The 19,482-nt window shown below is 63.3% G+C and carries 16 protein-coding genes; 14 read left to right on the forward strand and 2 right to left on the reverse strand.

Features of this window, described 5'->3' with window-relative positions:
* The first annotated feature begins 33 nt into the window (after positions 1–33).
* Positions 34–1,464: a 23S rRNA (uracil(1939)-C(5))-methyltransferase RlmD gene (gene rlmD, locus RW095_RS27395; RefSeq protein WP_317021933.1), complete on the forward strand. Its 1,431-nt coding sequence runs from the start codon at positions 34–36 to the stop codon at positions 1,462–1,464.
* 118 nt (positions 1,465–1,582) lie between these two features.
* On the opposite strand, the gene RW095_RS27400 is transcribed toward rlmD, so the two are convergent.
* Positions 1,583–2,443 carry an outer membrane protein assembly factor BamD gene (locus RW095_RS27400; RefSeq protein ID WP_317021934.1) on the reverse strand — a complete coding sequence of 287 codons (861 nt, stop codon included), beginning with the start codon at positions 2,441–2,443 and terminating at the stop codon, positions 1,583–1,585.
* 38 nt (positions 2,444–2,481) lie between these two features.
* On the opposite strand from RW095_RS27400, the gene RW095_RS27405 reads away from it, so the two are divergent.
* The 12 genes from RW095_RS27405 (at position 2,482) to RW095_RS27460 (ending at position 16,539) form a co-directional block, all read left to right on the forward strand.
* The gene (locus RW095_RS27405) at positions 2,482–3,759 is read left to right on the forward strand and encodes an RluA family pseudouridine synthase (protein WP_317021935.1); all 1,278 of its coding nucleotides are present in this window, start codon (positions 2,482–2,484) and stop codon (positions 3,757–3,759) included.
* Complete coding sequence (gene pgeF, locus RW095_RS27410) at positions 3,756–4,616, forward strand: peptidoglycan editing factor PgeF (protein WP_317021936.1); 861 nt, start codon at positions 3,756–3,758, stop codon at positions 4,614–4,616. Before RW095_RS27405 ends, pgeF begins: the two co-directional genes overlap by 4 nt.
* A gap of 527 nt (positions 4,617–5,143) precedes the next feature.
* A complete protein-coding gene (gene phaC / locus RW095_RS27415; protein ID WP_317022699.1) occupies positions 5,144–7,018 on the forward strand; it encodes a class I poly(R)-hydroxyalkanoic acid synthase in 1,875 nt (624 codons plus the stop codon).
* 126 nt (positions 7,019–7,144) lie between these two features.
* A complete protein-coding gene (locus RW095_RS27420) occupies positions 7,145–8,326 on the forward strand; it encodes an acetyl-CoA C-acetyltransferase (RefSeq protein WP_317021937.1) in 1,182 nt (393 codons plus the stop codon).
* Between the two features lie 203 nt (positions 8,327–8,529).
* Positions 8,530–9,270, forward strand: a complete 741-nt coding sequence (locus RW095_RS27425) for a 3-ketoacyl-ACP reductase (protein ID WP_128594961.1) — start codon at positions 8,530–8,532, stop codon at positions 9,268–9,270.
* 129 nt (positions 9,271–9,399) lie between these two features.
* Positions 9,400–10,044 carry a polyhydroxyalkanoate synthesis repressor PhaR gene (gene phaR, locus RW095_RS27430; RefSeq protein WP_201701500.1) on the forward strand — a complete coding sequence of 215 codons (645 nt, stop codon included), beginning with the start codon at positions 9,400–9,402 and terminating at the stop codon, positions 10,042–10,044.
* Between the two features lie 224 nt (positions 10,045–10,268).
* Positions 10,269–11,660, forward strand: coding sequence for a 30S ribosomal protein S12 methylthiotransferase RimO (rimO, locus tag RW095_RS27435; protein ID WP_317021938.1), 1,392 nt, complete (start codon positions 10,269–10,271; stop codon positions 11,658–11,660).
* Positions 11,661–11,663: 3 nt separating this feature from the next.
* Positions 11,664–12,599 (forward strand): sugar kinase, encoded by a 936-nt coding sequence (locus tag RW095_RS27440; RefSeq protein WP_317021939.1) that lies wholly within the window; start codon positions 11,664–11,666, stop codon positions 12,597–12,599.
* Positions 12,600–12,674: 75 nt separating this feature from the next.
* Complete coding sequence (bktB, locus tag RW095_RS27445) at positions 12,675–13,859, forward strand: beta-ketothiolase BktB (protein ID WP_317021940.1); 1,185 nt, start codon at positions 12,675–12,677, stop codon at positions 13,857–13,859.
* A 49-nt stretch (positions 13,860–13,908) separates the two neighbouring features.
* Positions 13,909–14,586, forward strand: coding sequence for a hypothetical protein (locus RW095_RS27450; RefSeq protein ID WP_317021941.1), 678 nt, complete (start codon positions 13,909–13,911; stop codon positions 14,584–14,586).
* A 135-nt stretch (positions 14,587–14,721) separates the two neighbouring features.
* The gene (locus RW095_RS27455; RefSeq protein WP_317021942.1) at positions 14,722–15,906 is read left to right on the forward strand and encodes a cystathionine beta-lyase; all 1,185 of its coding nucleotides are present in this window, start codon (positions 14,722–14,724) and stop codon (positions 15,904–15,906) included.
* Positions 15,907–16,077: 171 nt separating this feature from the next.
* On the forward strand, positions 16,078–16,539 hold the full coding sequence (locus RW095_RS27460) for a hypothetical protein (RefSeq protein ID WP_317021943.1): 462 nt from the start codon (positions 16,078–16,080) through the stop codon (positions 16,537–16,539).
* Positions 16,540–16,812: 273 nt separating this feature from the next.
* On the opposite strand, the gene serB is transcribed toward RW095_RS27460, so the two are convergent.
* The gene (gene serB / locus RW095_RS27465) at positions 16,813–17,652 is read right to left on the reverse strand and encodes a phosphoserine phosphatase SerB (protein ID WP_317021944.1); all 840 of its coding nucleotides are present in this window, start codon (positions 17,650–17,652) and stop codon (positions 16,813–16,815) included.
* Between the two features lie 504 nt (positions 17,653–18,156).
* Here serB and RW095_RS27470 point away from each other — a divergent pair.
* Positions 18,157–19,401, forward strand: coding sequence for a cytochrome P450 (locus RW095_RS27470; protein ID WP_317021945.1), 1,245 nt, complete (start codon positions 18,157–18,159; stop codon positions 19,399–19,401).
* The last annotated feature ends 81 nt before the right edge of the window (positions 19,402–19,482 follow it).

A 19,482-nucleotide genomic window follows, 5' to 3' on the forward strand; every position in this document is an offset into this window, starting at 1 on the left:
CGCCTTTCCCCAAAGTTTGCCAGGAAGTAGCAGGTGTCCCGAACTGCCCCCCACCGTCGCTCGCCGAAGCGCCCGTCGAAATACCATAAGACGCCCGCTCCTGCGCCAGCGCACGTCATCACCGGCAATGAACCGGTCATTGAAATCGTTTCGCTCGATATGGAAGCCCGCGGCGTCGGTCGCATGGAGAGCGAGGACGGCACGCCCGGCAAGGTGGTCTTCGTCGAAGGCGCGCTGCCGGGCGAGCGCGTGAGCTACTCGACACATCGCAGCAAGCCGAAATTCGAGCAAGCCGAAGTCGTTCAGGTGTTCCGCGAAAGCGTCATGCGCACCAAGCCAAAGTGCGTGTACTTCGACATTTGCGGCGGCTGTTCGATGCAGCATCTGGATATTCGCGCGCAAGTCGCGGTCAAGCAGCGCGTGCTCGAGGACAACCTTCAGCATCTGGCGAAGCTACGCCCCGAAACGGTGTTCCGGCCGATTCACGGACCGGCTTGGGGCTACCGCTACCGCGCGCGTCTCGCGGTGCGTTTCCTGCCGGAAAAAGGCGGCATGCGGATCGGCTTTCACGAGAAGAAGAGCAGCTACATCGCGGATATGAAAACCTGCGAAGTTCTGCCGCCGCATGTGTCGGCAATGCTGATGCCGCTGCGCTTCATGGTGCGCAAGCTGTCCATTTACGATCGCATGCCGCAGCTCGAACTGGCGGTCGGCTCGTCGGTGACGGCGCTCGTCGTGCGCAACCTGGAACCTTTGACTCCGGCTGACGAACAAGTGCTGCGAGAGTTCGCCGACGAGTACAAGGTCCAGTTCTGGATCCAGCCAGGCGGGCCCGACACCGTCGCGCCGCTCTATCCGCTCGACGTGCAGCTCGACTACACGCTGCCCGAATACGACATCCGGATGCCTTTCAAGCCGACCGACTTCACGCAGGTCAATCACGCGATCAACCGTGTGCTCGTGAGCCGCGCGCTGCGTCTGCTGGCGCCTGCGCGCGCCGACCGAGTGCTCGACCTGTTTTGCGGGATCGGCAACTTCACGCTGCCGCTCGCGCGTGTCGCGAAGGAAGTCGTGGGTATCGAGGGCAGCGAAGTGCTGACCTCGCGGGCGCTCGCCAACGCGGAGCTGAACGGCGTGGCGGGGCATACGTCATTCGCGTGCCGCAATCTTTTCGAAGTCACCGCCGACGACATTCGCGCGCTTGGCCACTTCGACAAGTTCCTGATCGACCCGCCGCGCGAAGGCGCGCTGGCTGTCGCGAAAGCTTTGGCCGAGATCGCTCAGAGCGGCAACGGGTCGTTGCCGCAGCGCATCGTCTACGTGTCCTGCAACCCGTCGACGCTTGCGCGGGACTCGGGTCTGCTCGTGCATGAGGCGGGCTACCGGCTGGTGGGTGCTGGCGTCGTCAACATGTTCCCGCACACGTCGCACGTGGAGTCGATTGCGTTGTTCGAGCGCGATTGACGGACACACGAACGCACGAAGCACCAGCGAACGCCTGGACTGAACGCGCAAAGCAAAACGCCACGACCTGGGTCGTGGCGTTTTTCATTTGCAGCCGATTTTCAGCGTGCCGCGCGGCTTAGAACTGCCACCACGACTTTTCCTTGCCCGGCCTTGCGTGGCCCGTGATGTACGGACTGTCGGGGAAGGTGCCGGCCAGGACGCGCCTCGTGTCGTCGGCGAGTTGCGGCTGGTTCAGCTTCTCATACGACAGCATCATGATATGCAGTGCGTCTTCGATAGCCGGTGCGTTCTTGTATTCCTTCAACGCGAGTTGCGCGCGGTTGATCGCAGCCACATAGGCGCCACGGCGGTAGTAGTAGTCCGCCGCGTGGACTTCGTGCGACGCCAGCGCGTTGACGATGTAGCGCATGCGCTGTGCAGCGTCGGGCGCGTATTTGCTGTTCGGGTAACGGTCGACGACGACCTTGAAAGCGTCGTACGACTCACGCAGCGACTTTGGATCGCGCTCGCTCATGTCCTGACCGGAGAAGCGGCCGAAGAGACCCAGGTCGTCGTTGAAGTGGATCATGCCCTTCAGGTAGTACGCATAGGCGATGTCCGGGTGATCCGGGTGAAGCTGGATGAAGCGGTCGATAGCCTGGTCGGCGGCCGCGGCTTCATTGTCTTTCCAGCTGCAATACGCGACGTTGATCTGCGCCTGCTGTGCGAAGTGGCCGAACGGATCGCGGCCTTCGAGCATTTCGAAGTATTTCGCGCACTTGCCGAAATCGCCGCCGCTTAAGGCGTCGTTCGCCTCCGTATATAATTTGTTGTTGTTCCACGTTGCCGTTTCGTCGGTCTTCTCCGGCAGGCCGTGGCAAGCCGCAACAACCGCGACGGCTGCGGCACACGCAATGTATCCGGCCACTTTCCGGGCCGCGTTCTTCAGGGCCTTCAAATTGATCGCCGCTTTAGTGATGGTGTTCAAGGCTCGCATTTTCCAGTCTAGCTTTACGTCCAGGTGACCCAGACTCAATGACCCGCTCAAATACTCCAGGCGCTGCAACCGGTGCCGGGAATAGCAACGAAGATTATAACGTAAGCGCCGACCCCTCCGACGCGTTAGGCGCCGATTCGCTCGACGACGATCTCGGCGCCGACGCGCTCGGCGCGGCCCGTGCGGCGAGCACGGTACCCACCGTGGCGAACCGTGTCACTGACGAAACGCCGCGCAATGTCGTGGTGCCCGACGAACTGGCAGGCGAGCGCCTCGACAAGGTGCTTGCGCGTGTCTTCCCCGAGTTTTCGCGCAACCGTCTGCAAAGCTGGATCGAGGCGGAGCGCGTGCGCATCGACGGCAAGCCTGCGAAAATCCGCCAGCCGGTGCCGCTCGGCGCGACGATCGAACTCGTGCCGGATCTGCTGCCCGAACAGCTAGCTTTCACGCCCGAACCGGTGCCGCTGGAAATCGTCTACGAAGACGACACGCTCGTGGTCATCAACAAGCCGGCCGGCATGGTCGTGCATCCAGCGGCCGGCAACTGGAGCGGCACGGTGCTGAACGGTCTGCTGTACCGCTATGGCGACGCGGCGGCGGGCTTGCCGCGCGCGGGCATCGTGCATCGGCTGGACAAGGAAACGTCAGGGTTGATGGTGGTTGCGCGCACGCTCGAAGCGCAGACCGACCTCGTGCGCCAGTTGCAGGCGCGCACGGTGAAGCGCCGCTATCTCGCGCTCGTGTGGGGCAACATGCCCGAAGAAGGCACGATCGACGCCCCGATCGGCCGCGATCCGCGCGAGCGCACGCGCATGGCGGTGGTCACAGGCGCATCGGGCAAACTGGCGCGCACGCATTTCCGGCGCGTCGATACGGCGATCTGGCAGCGTCAGCCGGTCACCGCGATCCACTGCGATCTGGAAACGGGCCGCACGCATCAGATTCGAGTGCACTGCGCGCACATCGGCCACCCGCTGCTCGGTGATCCTGTCTATGGCCGCGCCCGCGGCAAGCGCTCGGTTGCGCCGCTGCCCGGCGAGTTCGCGCGTCAGGCGCTGCATGCATGGCGCCTCGGTCTGATTCACCCGAAAACCGGCCGCACGATGCAATGGCGCGCCGACGTGCCCGAGGACATCGCGGCGCTGTCGGCGGCGCTCGGTCTCGGCCGCGACGATGCGGGCGAGTTCGACGAGACATACTATGAGGAAGACGGCTACGAAGCATCCCCCGGCGAGGAGATCGACGACCTCGACGAGCACGATGAAGACGACGCAGCCACGGACCATCCAGAGCAAGACGAGGACGATCGCGCATGACGAGCCTGCCGCAACTGAGCTTTGCCGATGTCGTGCAACCCGCATGGAATGTGGCGCCGCGCGTGCGCGCGCTCGTCACCACGCGCGACGGCGGCGTGAGCGAGCCGCCGTTCGGGCGCTGGCGCGACGGCGCGGACCAGCCCGGCGGCCTGAATCTCGGGATGAAATCCGGTGACGATCTGGCGACCGTCGCCGCCAATCGCGCGCGGCTTCTGGAGCTAACGGGCTTGAGCGAGGCAGCGTGGCTCGATCAGGTTCACGGAGCGCGCATCGTGCGTGCGGAAGACGCGCTTAGCGAGGCGCGCGCGAGCGGCGCGCCGGCGCAGGCTGACGCGAGCGTTACCGATCGCGCGGGCATCGCCTGCGTGGTGATGATCGCCGACTGCATGCCGGTGCTGTTGTGCGACGAAGCCGGGCGCGCAGTCGGCGCGGCGCATGCGGGATGGCGCGGACTCGCGGCAGGCATCGTGGAGCAAACGGCCGGGCGCGTCGCGGAACTCGCCGGCGTGCAGGCGGGCGCGTTGCACGCGTACCTCGGACCGTGCATTGGACCGGACTCGTTCGAAGTCGGTCCGGACGTGCGCGACGCCTTCATGAACAGCACGGACGAAAGCGAGCGCGAGGCCACGGCGAGTGCTTTCGTCGAGCATCCGCGGAACGCCGGCAAATATCTTGCGGACCTTCCGGCGCTGGCTCGCTTGCGCTTGCAGCGGCTCGGCGTGACGCGCATTGTCGGCGGCGATCTGTGCACGGTCAAACAACGCGAGCGGTTCTATTCGTATCGTCGCGATCGCGAGACCGGCCGGATGGCCGCTTTGATCTGGCTCGACGATCAGGCACAGACACTCGGTGACTGACGCGCGCACGCGTCGCGCGCCGGATTATCTACGAGCATGCGTATGCAGCTTCTCGGAGCGCGCGGACTACGCTTTTTGCTGCGCTGCCGGAACTCATTCGAGCCGATAAAACGGCCCCGATTGAGAGTTCCGCTGCAATCCATAAATGTGATTAAAGCGCCGTAGAACGCGTGCTTTTTTCGCGATCCGACATGCGCAGGACATATGGCCGAAAATCATGACAGGCGATACAGGGAAAACGATAATTAAAAAACTATCGCACTGCGGCAAAATCGGGAACAAGCATTGACATGCCTTGCGATGGGGAGCAAGAATGTTTCTCACAGCTCCTCGTACATGGGACAGGGCGTGACGAGGGCGCGAGCGATCGCCCACGTGCGCAAGAACCTGCCTCTCAACCGTCCGCAAGGACTTACCGGTCAAAAGCAGGTATGGCAGCTTCTCATTCCTCAGCTTCCCCCAGCACCGACTCCTCGAAGGAGCATACGCAGCAGGCCGATACGAGCGGAGCGACACCGGCCGCCGGCATGCAGCAATTTTTCGACGCCTGGTTGAATGCGTGGCGCGCGCTCGGCGCGGCGCCCGGTGGCAACGGCACGTTTCCTCCAGCGCAAGGCGCGGCCCCCTGGAGCCTGCCGCAAATGCCGGCGTTTTCGGCGGCGTTTCCAGCGACTTTTCCTGCAGCGTTTCCAGGCCTTCCCGCTTTCCCAGGCTTCCCAGGCATGCCTGACTTCAGCAAGCTGGCAGCGGGCGGGATGCCCGCCATGCCTTCGCTGGCAGGATTGACTATGCCAGCCGCGGCGATTCCGCCCGAACGTCTGCAGAAACTGCAAGCCGACTACACGTGCGAAGCGATGGTCCTGCTCCAGCAGGCGAGCGGCAACGGCGCAGCGCCAAAGGCGCCCGAACTCAAGGACCGCCGCTTCAGTTCCGACGCATGGAGTTCCACGCCGGCCTTCGCATTCACCGCCGCATGGTATCTGCTGAACGCGCGCTATCTGCAGGAAATGGTCGATGCGCTGGAAGCCGAACCGAAGGTACGCGAGCGCATCCGTTTTGCAGTTCAGCAGTGGACGGCCGCCGCATCGCCGAGCAACTTCCTCGCGTTGAATCCCGAGGCGCAGAAGACCTTGCTGGAAAGTCACGGCGAGAGCTTGCGTCAGGGCGTAATGAATCTGCTTACCGACATGCAGCGCGGCAAGATTTCGCAGACAGATGAATCGCGCTTCGTGGTCGGCGAGAATCTCGCGACCACCGAAGGCTCGGTCGTTTTCGAAAACGAGCTGATGCAGTTGATCCAGTACAAACCGCGTACGGCGACCGTGCGCGAGCGTCCGCTGCTGATCGTGCCGCCTTGCATCAACAAGTACTACATTCTCGACCTGCAGCCGGAGAACTCACTGGTCGCGCATGTGCTCGATTCGGGACACCAGGTGTTTTTGATCTCCTGGCGTAACGCGGATACCTCGATCGCCCATAAAACGTGGGACGACTACGTCGGCGAGGGCGTGCTCACGGCATTGCAAACGGTGACCCGGATCAGTGGGCGCGAGCAGGTCAACACGCTCGGCTTCTGCGTAGGCGGCACGCTGCTCGCCACTGCGCTCGCGGTCGCTGCGGCGCGCGGTGAACATCCGGCCGCGTCGATGACGCTGCTCACCACGATGCTCGACTTCTCCGACACGGGCGTGCTCGATATCTTCGTCGACGAAGCGCATGTGCAGATGCGCGAGCAGACCATCGGCGGCAAGAACGGTACGCCGCCGGGACTCATGCGCGGCGTCGAATTCGCCAACGCGTTTTCGTTTCTGCGGCCGAACGACCTCGTGTGGAACTACGTGGTCGACAATTATCTGAAGGGACGCACGCCGGTGCCGTTCGACCTGCTGTACTGGAACAGCGACTCGACAAGCCTGCCGGGCCCCATGTATGTCTGGTATCTGCGCAATACGTACCTCGAAAACCGTCTGCGTGAGCCGGGCGCGCTGACTACCTGCGGCGAGCCGGTCGACCTGTCGAAGGTCGACGTGCCCACCTTCATTTACGGTTCACGCGAAGACCATATCGTGCCGTGGCAAACGGCTTATGCGTCGGTGCCGCTCCTCGCCGGACCGTTGAAGTTCGTGCTCGGCGCGTCCGGTCATATCGCCGGCGTGATCAATCCGCCCGCGAAAAAGAAGCGCAGTTACTGGACGCTCGAGAGCGAAACCGGAGAGTTGCCGGAAACCCCCGACGAATGGTTCGGCGAGGCGAAAGAAGTGCCCGGCAGCTGGTGGTCCGAGTGGACCACATGGCTCGATCAGTACGGCGGCAAGAAGGTGAAGCCGCGCGCTGCGGCGGGCTCCCAGGAATTCCCGGTCATCGAACCGGCGCCGGGGCGCTACGTGCGGCAGCGCGAGTGAGGCGGACATGGCGCGAGGTTCGACCGAACGCAGGGAAGCAGACAAGCTAGCGATTTTGACGAGCAACGAGATTTTTAACGTGACGGGCTGCGGCGTAATCAGCCGATGTGCCCGGAGGATATCGAAATGACTGATGTTGTGATCGTATCGGCCGCCCGTACGGCAGTAGGCAAATTCGGTGGGTCGCTGGCGAAGATCGCGGCGCCCGAGCTCGGCGCGACGGTGATCCGCGCGGTACTGGAACGCGCGGGTATGAAGCCCGAGCAGGTGAGCGAAGTGATTCTGGGGCAGGTGCTGACGGCGGGCTCGGGCCAGAATCCGGCGCGCCAGTCGCTGATCAAGGCCGGTCTGCCTGCGGCAGTACCCGGCATGACGATCAACAAGGTCTGCGGTTCGGGCCTGAAAGCGGTCATGCTGGCGGCCAACGCAATCATTGCGGGCGACGCGGACATCGTGATCGCCGGCGGTCAGGAAAACATGAGCGCCGCACCGCACGTGCTGCCGGGCTCGCGCGACGGTTTCCGCATGGGCGACGCAAAGCTGATCGACTCGATGATCGTCGACGGCCTGTGGGACGTGTACAACCAGTATCACATGGGCGTGACGGCGGAAAACGTCGCGAAGGAATTCGATATCACGCGCGAACAGCAGGACGCGTTTGCGGCGTTGTCGCAGAACAAGGCTGAAGCCGCACAGAAGTCGGGCCGTTTCGACGACGAAATCGTGCCGGTCGAAATTCCGCAACGCAAGGGCGACCCGGTGCGTTTCGCCACCGACGAGTTCGTGCGTCACGGTGTGACGGCCGAAGCGCTGGCGGGCCTCAAGCCGGCTTTCTCGAAGGAAGGCACGGTGACGGCGGCCAACGCGTCGGGTCTGAACGACGGCGCGGCGGCGGTGCTCGTCATGTCCGCGAAGAAAGCCGAAGCGCTCGGCCTCACGCCGCTTGCGCGCATCAAGGCGTACGCGAACGCGGGTGTCGATCCGAAGATCATGGGCATGGGCCCGGTGCCGGCTTCGCGCCGCTGTCTGGAGCGCGCAGGCTGGAGCGTGAACGATCTCGACCTGATGGAAATCAACGAAGCGTTCGCCGCTCAGGCGCTCGCGGTGCACAAGCAGATGGGCTGGGACACGTCGAAGATCAACGTGAACGGCGGGGCGATTGCGATCGGCCACCCGATCGGTGCGTCCGGCTGCCGGATTCTCGTCACGCTGCTGCACGAAATGCAGAAGCGCGATGCGAAGAAGGGTCTCGCTTCGCTGTGTATCGGCGGCGGCATGGGCGTCGCACTGGCGCTCGAGCGAGTTTGATCGAGCGCGCGCGCCGCCTGCGCGCGCGAGGCACCAGCAGGTGCCAGGCCGGGTGTTCAGGCGCGCGGCACGCGGCGCGAGAGCGCAGTAACGGCCTCGCAGCCGTTAGCGAGACGGCGGCGAGATCAAGCATCGGGCGAGGGGATAGGTAGCCGGTCGGGGCAGCCGGTCGGCGCCTCGAAAACGATAACGGAGTCTAGGTCATGACACAGCGAATTGCGTATGTAACGGGCGGCATGGGCGGCATCGGCACGAGCATTTGCCAGCGGCTGCACAAAGAAGGCTACAGGGTCATCGCAGGCTGCGGCCCGAATTCGCCGCGCCGCGTGAAGTGGCTCGAGGAGCAGAAGGCGCTGGGCTTCGATTTCGTCGCGTCCGAAGGGAACGTCGGCGATTGGGAATCGACCAAAGCCGCGTTCGACAAGGTCAAGGCCGAAGTCGGCGAGATCGACGTGCTGGTGAACAATGCGGGCATCACGCGCGACGTCGTGTTCCGCAAGATGACCCACGAAGACTGGACCGCGGTGATCGATACCAACCTGACCAGTCTCTTCAACGTCACGAAGCAGGTGATCGACGGCATGGTGGAGCGCGGCTGGGGCCGCATCATCAACATTTCGTCGGTGAATGGGCAGAAGGGGCAGTTCGGCCAGACCAACTACTCGACCGCGAAGGCCGGCATTCACGGCTTCACAATGTCGCTCGCGCAGGAAGTGGCCACCAAGGGCGTGACGGTCAACACCGTGTCGCCGGGCTACATCGGCACGGACATGGTCAAGTCGATCCGCCCGGACGTGCTGGAAAAGATCGTTGCGACGATTCCGGTGCGCCGCCTCGGCCAGCCGGACGAAATCGGCTCGATCGTGGCGTGGCTCGCGTCGGAAGAATCCGGTTTTTCCACGGGCGCGGATTTTTCGCTGAACGGCGGTTTGCATATGGGCTGAGTTACAGGCGCGCCGCTCACAAGGCAGCGCGTTCTGGCTCGGATGGTTCCGGCGGCGTCCCGGTTGCGCAAATGCCCGATTGCGCAGCCGGCACGCCGTCCGCGCTCTACTTGCGCTCAAAGGCGTTACATGACCACTACTACAAAGAAAGCAGCCGAACGACTGATCAAGAAATATCCGAATCGTCGGCTCTACGATACCGAGACAAGCACGTACATCACGCTGACGGACGTCAAACAGCTCGTGCTGGACCAGGAGGATTTCAAGGTCATCGATGCGAAGAGCAACGAAGACCTGACGCGTGCGATCCTGCTGCAGATCATCCTCGAGGAGGAGAGCGGCGGCTTGCCGATGTTCTCGTCGTCGATGCTGTCGCAGATCATCCGTTTCTACGGCCACGCGATGCAGGGCATGATGGGCACCTATCTGGAGAAGAACATTCAGGCCTTCATCGACATTCAGGCGAAGCTCGCCGATCAGTCGAAGAACCTGTATGAAGGCAAGGCGATGAACCCCGAGGTGTGGTCGCAGTTCATGAACATGCAGGCGCCGATGATGCAAGGCATGATGACGAGCTACATCGAGCAGTCGAAGAACATGTTCGTGCAGATGCAGGAGCAGATGCAGAACCAGGCGAAGTCCATGTTCGCCACATTCCCGTTCACGCCGGGCGGCGCGGTCAACGTGCCGGGCGGCGCGGCCAACGTGCCGGGCAGCGCCAACACCGCGGCGCCGGCGAGCCCGCAGGCCAATCCCGAACCGGAAAAGAAGTAGCGGTCCGAGCGCGGCGTGCACCCGCATGGCGGTGCGGGCTTGCAGCACGGATGGTGCGGCGCGCAGCAGGCTGGGCGGCGCGAGCGCGGTACAATAGCGGGTTGCGTGCGCGGGACGCTGGTTCTTCGGATCTGGGCGTTGTGAGTTTCCAGTTCCCTGTCCTTGCCGCGCTGTCCCGATCGTCCCCATTGTCGCCACGTCACCGCTATACGCCGGATTCTCCTATGCCGCAGACCATTCCCTCCACCTCGCCGACGCCTTCCAGTCCGAAGGTCGGCTTCGTCAGCCTCGGCTGCCCGAAAGCTCTCGTGGACTCCGAGCAGATCATCACCCAGCTGCGCGCCGAAGGCTATGAAATTTCCGGCACGTATGACGGCGCGGACCTCGTGGTCGTCAATACCTGCGGCTTCATCGACGAAGCGGTGCAGGAAAGCCTCGACGCCATCGGCGAGGCACTCAATGAAAACGGCAAGGTGATCGTCACCGGCTGCCTCGGCGCGAAGAAGAGCGCGAGCGGCTCGGGGCTCATTGAAGAAGTGCATCCGAAGGTGCTGGCCGTCACCGGTCCGCACGCGTTGGGCGAGGTGATGCAGCACGTGCACACGCATCTGCCGAAGCCGCACGATCCGTTCGTCGATCTCGTGCCGGCCGCTGGCGTGAAGCTCACGCCGCGTCACTACGCGTATCTGAAGATTTCCGAAGGCTGCAATCACCGCTGCACGTTCTGCATCATCCCGTCCATGCGCGGCGATCTCGTTTCGCGCCCGGTCGCGGAAGTGATGCTCGAAGCGGAAAATCTGTTCAAGTCCGGCGTGAAGGAACTGCTCGTCATTTCACAGGACACGAGCGCGTACGGCGTCGACGTCAAATATCGCACGGGCTTCTGGAACGGCAAGCCGATCAAGACGCGTATGACCGATCTGGTCGGCGCACTCGGCGAACTGGCCGCGCAATACGGTGCGTGGGTGCGCCTGCACTACGTGTATCCGTATCCGAGCGTGGACGAAGTCATCCCAATGATGGCGGCAGGTCCGTACAAAGGTCACGTATTGCCGTATCTCGACGTGCCGTTCCAGCACGCCCATCCTGAAGTGTTGAAGCGCATGAAGCGCCCGGCCAACGCCGAGAAAGTGATGGAGCGCGTGAAGGCGTGGCGCGAAATGTGCCCGGACCTGACGATCCGCAGCACGTTTATCGCCGGCTTTCCGGGCGAGACCGAAGAACAGTTTCAGACGCTGCTCGACTTCATCCGCGAGGCGGAACTGGATCGTGTCGGCTGCTTTGCCTACTCGCCGGTCGAAGGCGCTACGGCGAACGAACTCGACGGCGCGTTGCCCGATGAAGTACGCGAGGAGCGCCGCGCGCGTTTCATGGAAGTGGCCGAGGAAGTGTCGGCGAAACGGATCGCGAAGAAGGTCGGCAAGACGCTGAAAGTGCTGGTCGACGAAATCAACGTCGACGGCGGTATTGGCCGCACGGCCGCGGATGCGCCGGAGATCGACGGCGTCGTGTATATCGCCCCCGCCGTGAAGGCGTCGAAGCGTTATAAGGTCGGCGATTTCGTGTCGGTGAAGATCACCGGCGCGGACGGCCACGACTTGTGGGGCGAGGTCTGAGCGATGTCGGTGAACATGTCCGCTAAACCGGAAGTCCTCGCGCTCGGCGAGGCGATGATCGAGTTCAACCAGTCGGCGAAAGACGAGCCGAACTATCTGCAGGGTTTCGGCGGCGACACGTCGAACTTCTGCATCGCGGCCGCGCGGCAAGGCGCGCGCACCGGCTTCGTGTCCGCGGTCGGTGCCGATCATTTCGGGCGCCTGTTCATCGATCTGTGGGAACGCGAGCAAGTGGATACCGCGCTCGTACGCGTCGACCCGCATGCGTCCACCGGCGTTTATTTCGTCTCGCATGGCCCGGACGGCCACGCGTTCGACTATCTGCGCGCAGGTTCCGCGGCGAGCCGTTATGCGCCGCGCGACCTGCCGCTTGACGCAATCGCCGCTGCCAAAGTCGTTCACCTGTCGGGCATCAGTCTCGCGATCAGCCTGAGCGCGTGCGACGCCGCGCTCGAAGCCATTGCGCATGCGCGCGCCAACGGCGTGCGGGTAAGCTTCGACACAAATCTGCGCCTGAAGCTGTGGCCGTTGAACCGGGCCCGCGCGTTGATGCTCGAAGCCATCCGTCAGACCGACATCTGCCTGCCGAGCTGGGACGATGTCACCGAACTCACCGGCTTGACCGGTCGCGACGAGATCGTCGATTTCCTTCTTTCGCACGGCCCGCGCGTCGTTGCGCTGAAGCTGGGCAAGGAAGGTTCATACATCGCGACGCCCGACGAGCGGCGCGTCGTGCCGGGCCACGTCGTCAATGCGGTCGATGCAACCGGCGCGGGCGACTGCTTTGGCGGCGCGTTCATCGCGCGGCTGGTCGAAGGCGACGATCCGTTCGAAGCGGCGCGTTATGCGAACGTCGCCGCGGCGCTGTCCACGCAAGGCTATGGCGCAGTTGCGCCGATTCCTTCGCGGGCGGCGGTCGAACAGATTCTGGCGGGCTGAGCGCCGCGCATTACGCGCCGCGATACCGGTCTAGCCAAAGCCAACCATCTTGAGAGACTAAACGAGGAGCGAGCAATGCAACGGGACGTGGTGGTGGTGAGCGGTGTGCGTACGGCAATCGGCGGCTTCGGCGGCAGTCTGAAAGACTTTCCGCCGACCGATCTCGGCGCGCGCGTCGTGCGCGAGGCGCTCGCACGCGCCAATGTGTCCGGCGACGAAGTCGGCCATGTGGTGTTCGGCAACGTCGTGCATACCGAACCGAAAGACATGTATCTTGCCCGCGTGGCCGCAATCAACGGCGGCGTCGCGCAGCACACGCCCGCGCTGACCGTGAACCGTCTGTGCGGCTCGGGCTTGCAGGCGATCGTGTCGGCCGCGCAATGCGTGCTGCTCGGCGACGCGGACATCGCGATCGGCGGCGGCGCGGAGAACATGAGCCGCGCACCTTATTCGATGCCCGCCGCGCGCTTCGGTCAGCGCATGGGCGACGCGCGCCTCGTCGACATGATGGTCGGCGCGCTGAACGATCCGTTCCAGTCTGTTCACATGGGCGTGACCGCTGAGAACGTAGCGCGCAAATACGACATTTCGCGCGAAGCACAGGACGCGCTCGCGCTCGAATCGCATCGCCGCGCAGCCAACGCGATCACGAGCGGTCACTTCAAGGAACAGATCCTGCCGATCACGATTCCGTCGAAGAAAGGCGACACCGTGTTCGATACCGACGAACACGCGCGCATGAACGCATCGGCGGAAGATTTCTCGAAGCTCAAGCCCGTGTTCGCGAAAGAAAACGGCACGGTCACCGCAGGCAACGCTTCGGGCATCAACGACGCGGCCGCTGCCGTCGTCCTGATGGAGCGCAGCGTCGCCGAACAGCGCGGCATCAAGCCGTTGGCGCGGCTCGTTTCGTACGCGCATGCGGGCGTCGATCCGGCCTATATGGGCATCGGTCCTGTGCCCGCGAGCCGCAAGGCGCTCGAGCGTGCCGGACTGACGGTTGCGGACCTCGACGTGATCGAGGCCAATGAAGCGTTCGCCGCGCAAGCCTGCGCGGTCAGCGAGGAACTGGGCTTCGATCCGGCCAAGGTCAACCCGAACGGCTCGGGCATTTCGCTCGGCCATCCAATCGGCGCGACCGGCGCGTTGATCACCGTGAAGGCGCTGTACGAACTGCAGCGCATTGGCGGGCGCTACGCACTCGTCACGATGTGCATCGGCGGCGGACAGGGCATCGCCGCGATCTTCGAACGGATCTGAATGGCCGGAAGCGCGGCAAGCAGTAGTCAGGCAATTGAGGAAAGAACGGATGCAGGAATCGAAATCGGTTAAAGGCGCGATGCGTCGGCGCGGCTGGGCGGCCGTGAGCGTTGCCGCATTGCTGTCCGTGAGCGCGGTGGCGTTGTCGCCGGAAACGGCCTGGGCGCAAAGCGACGCGGTAAAGGAACTCGCCGCGCCCCCGCCGATCCAGTTGCCGCTCAGGCCGAGCCCCGAGTTCGCCAGGTTCCCGCGCTATAGCGGCATGCTCGGCTCACGCCAGATCGTGCTGCGCCTTGGCCCGAAGACGGACGATCCGTCCGGCGTTCATGGCGAGTATCAGTTCACGGACACCGGTGAAGTGATCCTGATCGCCGGCGACCGTGATGGCGACACGCTCGAAGTCGAGGAATCGAACGACGGCACGCACATTACCGGCAACTGGGTCGGCAAGTTCGCGGCTGACGGTTCGGTGACCGGCGACCGGATGAACGTCGACGATTCGAACCCGCAGCCTTTCGATCTCAAGCCGCTGGCGGCAGGGCAAGCTGTGCCGGCAGCCGGCGCGGCCGCGGCGGCTGCCGCGAAAGACGGCAAAGCCGCTGCGGGCGACACGGCTTCCGCGACTCGCCCCGCTGCGACGGCGCCCGCAGCCGCTGCTCCGCCGGCAGCGCCAACGGGAGCAGGGCGGCCTGTAGGCGGCGTCAGCAACCTGCAAACCGGCGAGTGACCCTGCGCGGGGCTCGCGGCTCCAACGCCCGGCGCCCGGCGCCCGGCGCGGCGAAATTCCGCCGACTCGTCTACTCTTGCGTGAGCGGCGCGGCGTTCTCCGCTTTTCGCATCGTCTTTCTTCATTGAATTCACCATGACCCAATCCAAACTCAAACGAGCTTTGCAGACTCGCATCGTGCATGCAGAGGACAAGCTCACGCCGGGCTTCGAGTCTTTCTCCATGCCGGTCACGCGCGCGTCGACCGTCGTTTTTCCGGACCTCGCGACCATGCGCGCGCTCGACTGGAAAAACGACGCGCAATGGCGCTATGGTCTGCACGCAACGCCCACGTCGCTGGCTCTCGCGCAGCGCCTTGCCGCGATCGAGGGCGGCAATCATGCTCTGTTGCAGCCTTCGGGCCTGTCGTCTATTTCGAACGTGTACTTCGGGCTCGTCAAATCGGGCGACGACGTGCTGATTCCCGACAACGTCTACTCGCCGAACCGCGATCACGGCGACTGGCTCGCACGCGACTTCGGCGTGACGGTTCGTTATTACGACCCGATGATCGGTGCGGGCATTGCAGAACTGATCCAGCCGAACACGCGGCTCATCTGGCTGGAAGCGCCCGGTTCCGTGACGATGGAAGTGGCCGACGTGCCTGCAATCACCGCGGCCGCCCGCGCCCGCAACGTGGTGACGGCAATCGACAACACCTGGTCCGCCGGGCTCGGTTTTCGTCCGTTCGATCACGGCGTCGACATCTCGGTGCAGGCGCTCACGAAGTATCAGTCGGGTGGCGGCGACGTGTTGATGGGCGCCACCATTACCGTCGATCGCGAGCTGCATCTGAAGCTCAAGGCGGCGCGCATGCGCATGGGCCTCGGCGTATCGTCGGACGACTGCTCGCTGATCCTGCGCAGCCTGCCGACGATGCAGGTGCGTTTCCAGCAGCACGACCGCTCGGCGCTCGCGCTCGCGCAGTGGCTGAAGACGCGGCCGGAGATCGCCGCGGTGTTGCATCCGGCAATTGCGGACTGTCCGGGACACGAGTTCTTCAAGCGCGACTTCACGGGAGCTGGCGGACTATTTTCCGTCGTGTTCGACGGCCGCTATAGCGCCGCGCAGATCGACACCTTCTGCGAGTCGCTGGAGCTCTTTGCCATTGGCTGGAGCTGGGGCGGCGCGCATAGCCTCGTGATGCCGTACGACATTGCGTCGATGCGTACCGAAGGCGAGTGGCCGCATCGCGGCACGCTGGTGCGGTTCTATATCGGCCTCGAGGAAGAAGCCGATTTGCAAGCGGATATCGAGCAGTGTCTCGCGGCACTCGAGTGAACTGACGCTGCGTCGGCGCAGTGAGACAAGCCCACCGTGATGCGTTCACGGTGGGTTTTTTTCTTATGCTTCGCCCAACGCCTTGGCCGTTTGGCTGATTGTTAGGCGCCATCTCGACCCTGTACGATCGTGTACATCTGACCTCACTGCCAGGCACGATGGCGCGCTTCGATGAACCTGTCTTTGTGGATGTTGCTCAATCTCGGTGTGCCCATCGTCGGCCCCATCTTTACCTTGGCGCTGGTCGCACCCGCACACGGCTGGGCGGTTGCAAAGGAACTGATTGCAGACTCGGTCAAAGATGGGCAACTGTTCTGGTGTGCGATCGGGCTGTGCGCCGCCGGGGTTTATGAGCTGGTGACGGCGTTGGAGCAGGGCGGCAGGGCAGTCGCCGTTCTTGAGTTGGGCATGGTGACTTTTTGCCTGCTGGCTTTCGTATGTTCCATCATCGTCATGTCTTGCCTTCTCAACTCTCACTACGGCAGGGTAGCTAGACGTGTTAGTCGCCCCTACACGCAGCGGACCGGAGGGACTTTCTCGCGAGTGGCAATCGGTTGTTCGATCGTGTCTACCTGTGTTGCGGCTATCTTGTTGGCAATCCTACACATCTATGTGAACCGATTTATTGGATAGTGCAGCATTTATACTGGCTCTCTCAAGGAGGCACTTATGAACAAGCTAGTAACTTTCCTCGCGTCGGAGAGAAATCATTGGCGTATTTTAAAGTGGACCTCGATCGTAATGGCTATCGACCTTCTCTTCATGGTCGTGGCGTTGCTTTGGGCGTTTACGGAAAGATAGTCTGTCCAAGCTGCGCCACCTCGCGCAGCCATTAGACGCAACGAAGACGCAACGAAGACGCAACGAAACGCAACGAAACGCAACTCCCCACCCTGGCATCGAACCTCAAAACAAGCGCAACAACCCATCCAGACCCACGTAGTTGAACGCCACGCTGGCCGCTTCACGTACTACCGGCTTCGCACGGAACGCAACGGAAAGTCCTGCTTCGGCCATCATCTTGAGATCGTTGGAGCCATCGCCCATCGCAATTGCGCGCGACGGGTCGATGTTGAGCCGCGCGCAGGTCTCGCGCAGCGTGCGCGCTTTCACGTCGGCATTGACGATTTCGCCGAGCACTTTGCCCGTCAGCTTGCCCTCCACGATTTCGAGCGTGTTGGCGCGCGTGAAGTTGAGGCCGAGCCGTGCCTTCAGCTTCTCGGTGAAGAAGTTGAATCCGCCCGACACCAGCAGCGTTTTCAGTCCCGCTTCCTTCGCGCCTGCCAGCATCTGCTCGGCGCCCGGCGAAAGCTGCAGGCGTTCTTCATAAACGCGTTCGAGCGCGCTTGCGTCGAGTCCCTTCAGAAGCGCGACGCGGCGCGTCAGGCTTTCGTTGAAGTCTTTGATCTCGCCGCGCATCGAGGCCTCGGTGATCGCGGCGACTTCCGCTTTGAGACCGCAGAAGTCGGCGATTTCATCGATACATTCGATCGTGATCAGCGTCGAATCCATGTCCATTGCGACAAGGCCGAAGTCGTGCAACTGGCGGCCTGCTTCGACGAACGCGTAGTCCAGCCGATGCGTGCCGCAATAAACGTCCAGGTCCGGACGCTGCGCGATATCGGCGTCGGCGATGCGGATCGCGCTTGCGTCGACAACGGTGGCGTGCGAACCGCGCGCGAGCGCAACGAGCGTTTTGTGGTGATCGGCGGAAATCGGCGCAGGGCTTTGGATGACGAGGTTCATGAACGACGCATTGACCAGGAAAAAGGAGCACAGGGCTCGCGGGAGATCCGCTTATTGTAACGGTTCAACGGGATGTGCCATCGCGGCAAGGCTCAAACGCCGAAACGCCGAAACGCCGAAACGCCGAAACGCCGAAACGCCGAAACGGCGAAACGCCAAACGCCAAACGCCAAACGCCAAACGCCAAACGCCCAAACGCCAAACGCCCAAACGCCCAAACGCCCAAACGCCCAAACGCCCAAACGCCCAAACGCGGGTTAGCGGCAATGCAATCCCCGCGTGCCTGGTTCATACTGACGAGTCAAACGACGCTCGACGCTCACTGCATCCACGCCTTCAAGTCGCCGCGAGAACTCCATCAACGAGCGCTGCGCGAAGCGTACAGAGAAAGGCATCGACCAACGCTCGCAAAGCGCACCGAGAGCGCATCGAAAGCGCACTAAAAGCGCGGAGCACGGTCGTTGCGATGCAGGAGCAACAAAGCACACCATACGGAGACAACGCATGCCCACGGCGACCGCCGGCGACACAGCCATCCTCGCGCGCGACTTCGATCTGCGCCATCTGAGCCCTGAGTTCTACGCGAACCCATACCCGGTCTACAGCGCATTGCGCATTCATGAGCCAGTCAAGCGCATGCCCGACGGGTCGCTTTTCCTCACGCGCTTTCGCGACGTGCAGGCCGTATACCGCGACCCGAAGACCTTCAGTTCGGATAAGACCGTCGAATTCAAGCCGAAGTACGGCGACTCGCCGCTTTACGCGCATCACACCACGAGCCTCGTGTTCAACGATCCGCCGCGCCATACGCGCGTGCGCAAGCTGATCGCCGGCGCGCTGACTGCACGCGCGATAGCGGCAATGGAGCCCGGTCTGGTCCGTCTCGTCGACGGCCTGCTCGATGCCGCGGCTGAACGCGGGCGCATCGATCTGATCGGCGAGTTCGCGTCGGCGATTCCGGTGGAGATCATCGGCAACCTGCTCGACGTGCCGCATGCGGAACGCGCGCCGTTGCGCGACTGGTCGCTCGCGATTCTCGGCGCGCTGGAGCCGTCGCTCACCGACGCGCAGTTCGAGCGGGGCAATCGCGCCGTGACCGAGTTCGTCGACTACCTGCGCGATCTGGTCGCGCGGCGCAGGCGCGAGCCGGGCGATCCTCAACACGATGTCCTCACGCGCCTCATTCAAGGCGAGCGCGGCGAAAGCGGCGACGGCGAGCAATTGTCGGAAGAAGAGTTGCTGCAGAACTGTATTTTCATTCTGAATGCCGGTCACGAAACGACCACGAACCTGATCGGCAACGGGCTTGTCACGTTGACCGAATGGCCGGATCAGCGCGCCGCGCTGCTGGAAGAACCGTCGTTGATCGAATCGGCAGTCGAAGAATGCCTGCGCTTTGAGAGTTCAAACCAGCTCGGCAACCGCATGACGACTGTCGACACTGAGATAGGCGGCTTGCCGGTTGCGCGCGGCACGCCGATCACGCTGTGCATCGGCGCGGCCAATCGCGACCCGGAGCAGTTCCCGGAGCCCGACCGCTTCGATATCCGCCGCGCGCCCAATCGGCACCTCGCTTTCGGTTTCGGCATCCATCAATGCGCGGGTCTGTCGCTCGCGCGGCTCGAGGCACGCATTGCTATCGGCCGTTTCATCCAGCGTTTTCCTTCTTATCGACTGGACGGCGAGCCGACGCGCGGCGGGCGCGTGAGGTTTCGCGGGTTCGCTTCCGTACCGCTGATTTGCCGATAGAGGTGCAGGCGGCAATGCAGGGGACTCCGTAGTTTTTGCCGCCATCATGCAAGACTTACAGCGCGGCGTGCGGGTAGGCCA

It is taken from the genome of Paraburkholderia kirstenboschensis (assembly GCF_032806925.1).
Classification (GTDB): domain Bacteria; phylum Pseudomonadota; class Gammaproteobacteria; order Burkholderiales; family Burkholderiaceae; genus Paraburkholderia; species Paraburkholderia kirstenboschensis.

Bases quoted from the DNA above. Each gene is read 5' to 3' on its own strand.
- RW095_RS27455 (WP_317021942.1), top strand. From the start codon at position 14,722: ATGACCCAATCCAAACTCAAACGAGCTTTGCAGACTCGCATCGTGCAT.
- RW095_RS27470 (WP_317021945.1), top strand. From the start codon at position 18,157: ATGCCCACGGCGACCGCCGGCGACACAGCCATCCTCGCGCGCGACTTC.
- RW095_RS27405 (WP_317021935.1), top strand. From the start codon at position 2,482: ATGACCCGCTCAAATACTCCAGGCGCTGCAACCGGTGCCGGGAATAGC.
- serB (WP_317021944.1), bottom strand. From the start codon at position 17,652: ATGAACCTCGTCATCCAAAGCCCTGCGCCGATTTCCGCCGATCACCAC.
- bktB (WP_317021940.1), top strand. From the start codon at position 12,675: ATGCAACGGGACGTGGTGGTGGTGAGCGGTGTGCGTACGGCAATCGGC.
- RW095_RS27425 (WP_128594961.1), top strand. From the start codon at position 8,530: ATGACACAGCGAATTGCGTATGTAACGGGCGGCATGGGCGGCATCGGC.
- pgeF (WP_317021936.1), top strand. From the start codon at position 3,756: ATGACGAGCCTGCCGCAACTGAGCTTTGCCGATGTCGTGCAACCCGCA.
- RW095_RS27400 (WP_317021934.1), bottom strand. From the start codon at position 2,443: ATGCGAGCCTTGAACACCATCACTAAAGCGGCGATCAATTTGAAGGCC.
- phaR (WP_201701500.1), top strand. From the start codon at position 9,400: ATGACCACTACTACAAAGAAAGCAGCCGAACGACTGATCAAGAAATAT.
- RW095_RS27460 (WP_317021943.1), top strand. From the start codon at position 16,078: ATGAACCTGTCTTTGTGGATGTTGCTCAATCTCGGTGTGCCCATCGTC.
- RW095_RS27450 (WP_317021941.1), top strand. From the start codon at position 13,909: ATGCAGGAATCGAAATCGGTTAAAGGCGCGATGCGTCGGCGCGGCTGG.
- RW095_RS27420 (WP_317021937.1), top strand. From the start codon at position 7,145: ATGACTGATGTTGTGATCGTATCGGCCGCCCGTACGGCAGTAGGCAAA.
- RW095_RS27440 (WP_317021939.1), top strand. From the start codon at position 11,664: ATGTCGGTGAACATGTCCGCTAAACCGGAAGTCCTCGCGCTCGGCGAG.
- phaC (WP_317022699.1), top strand. From the start codon at position 5,144: ATGCAGCAATTTTTCGACGCCTGGTTGAATGCGTGGCGCGCGCTCGGC.
- rimO (WP_317021938.1), top strand. From the start codon at position 10,269: ATGCCGCAGACCATTCCCTCCACCTCGCCGACGCCTTCCAGTCCGAAG.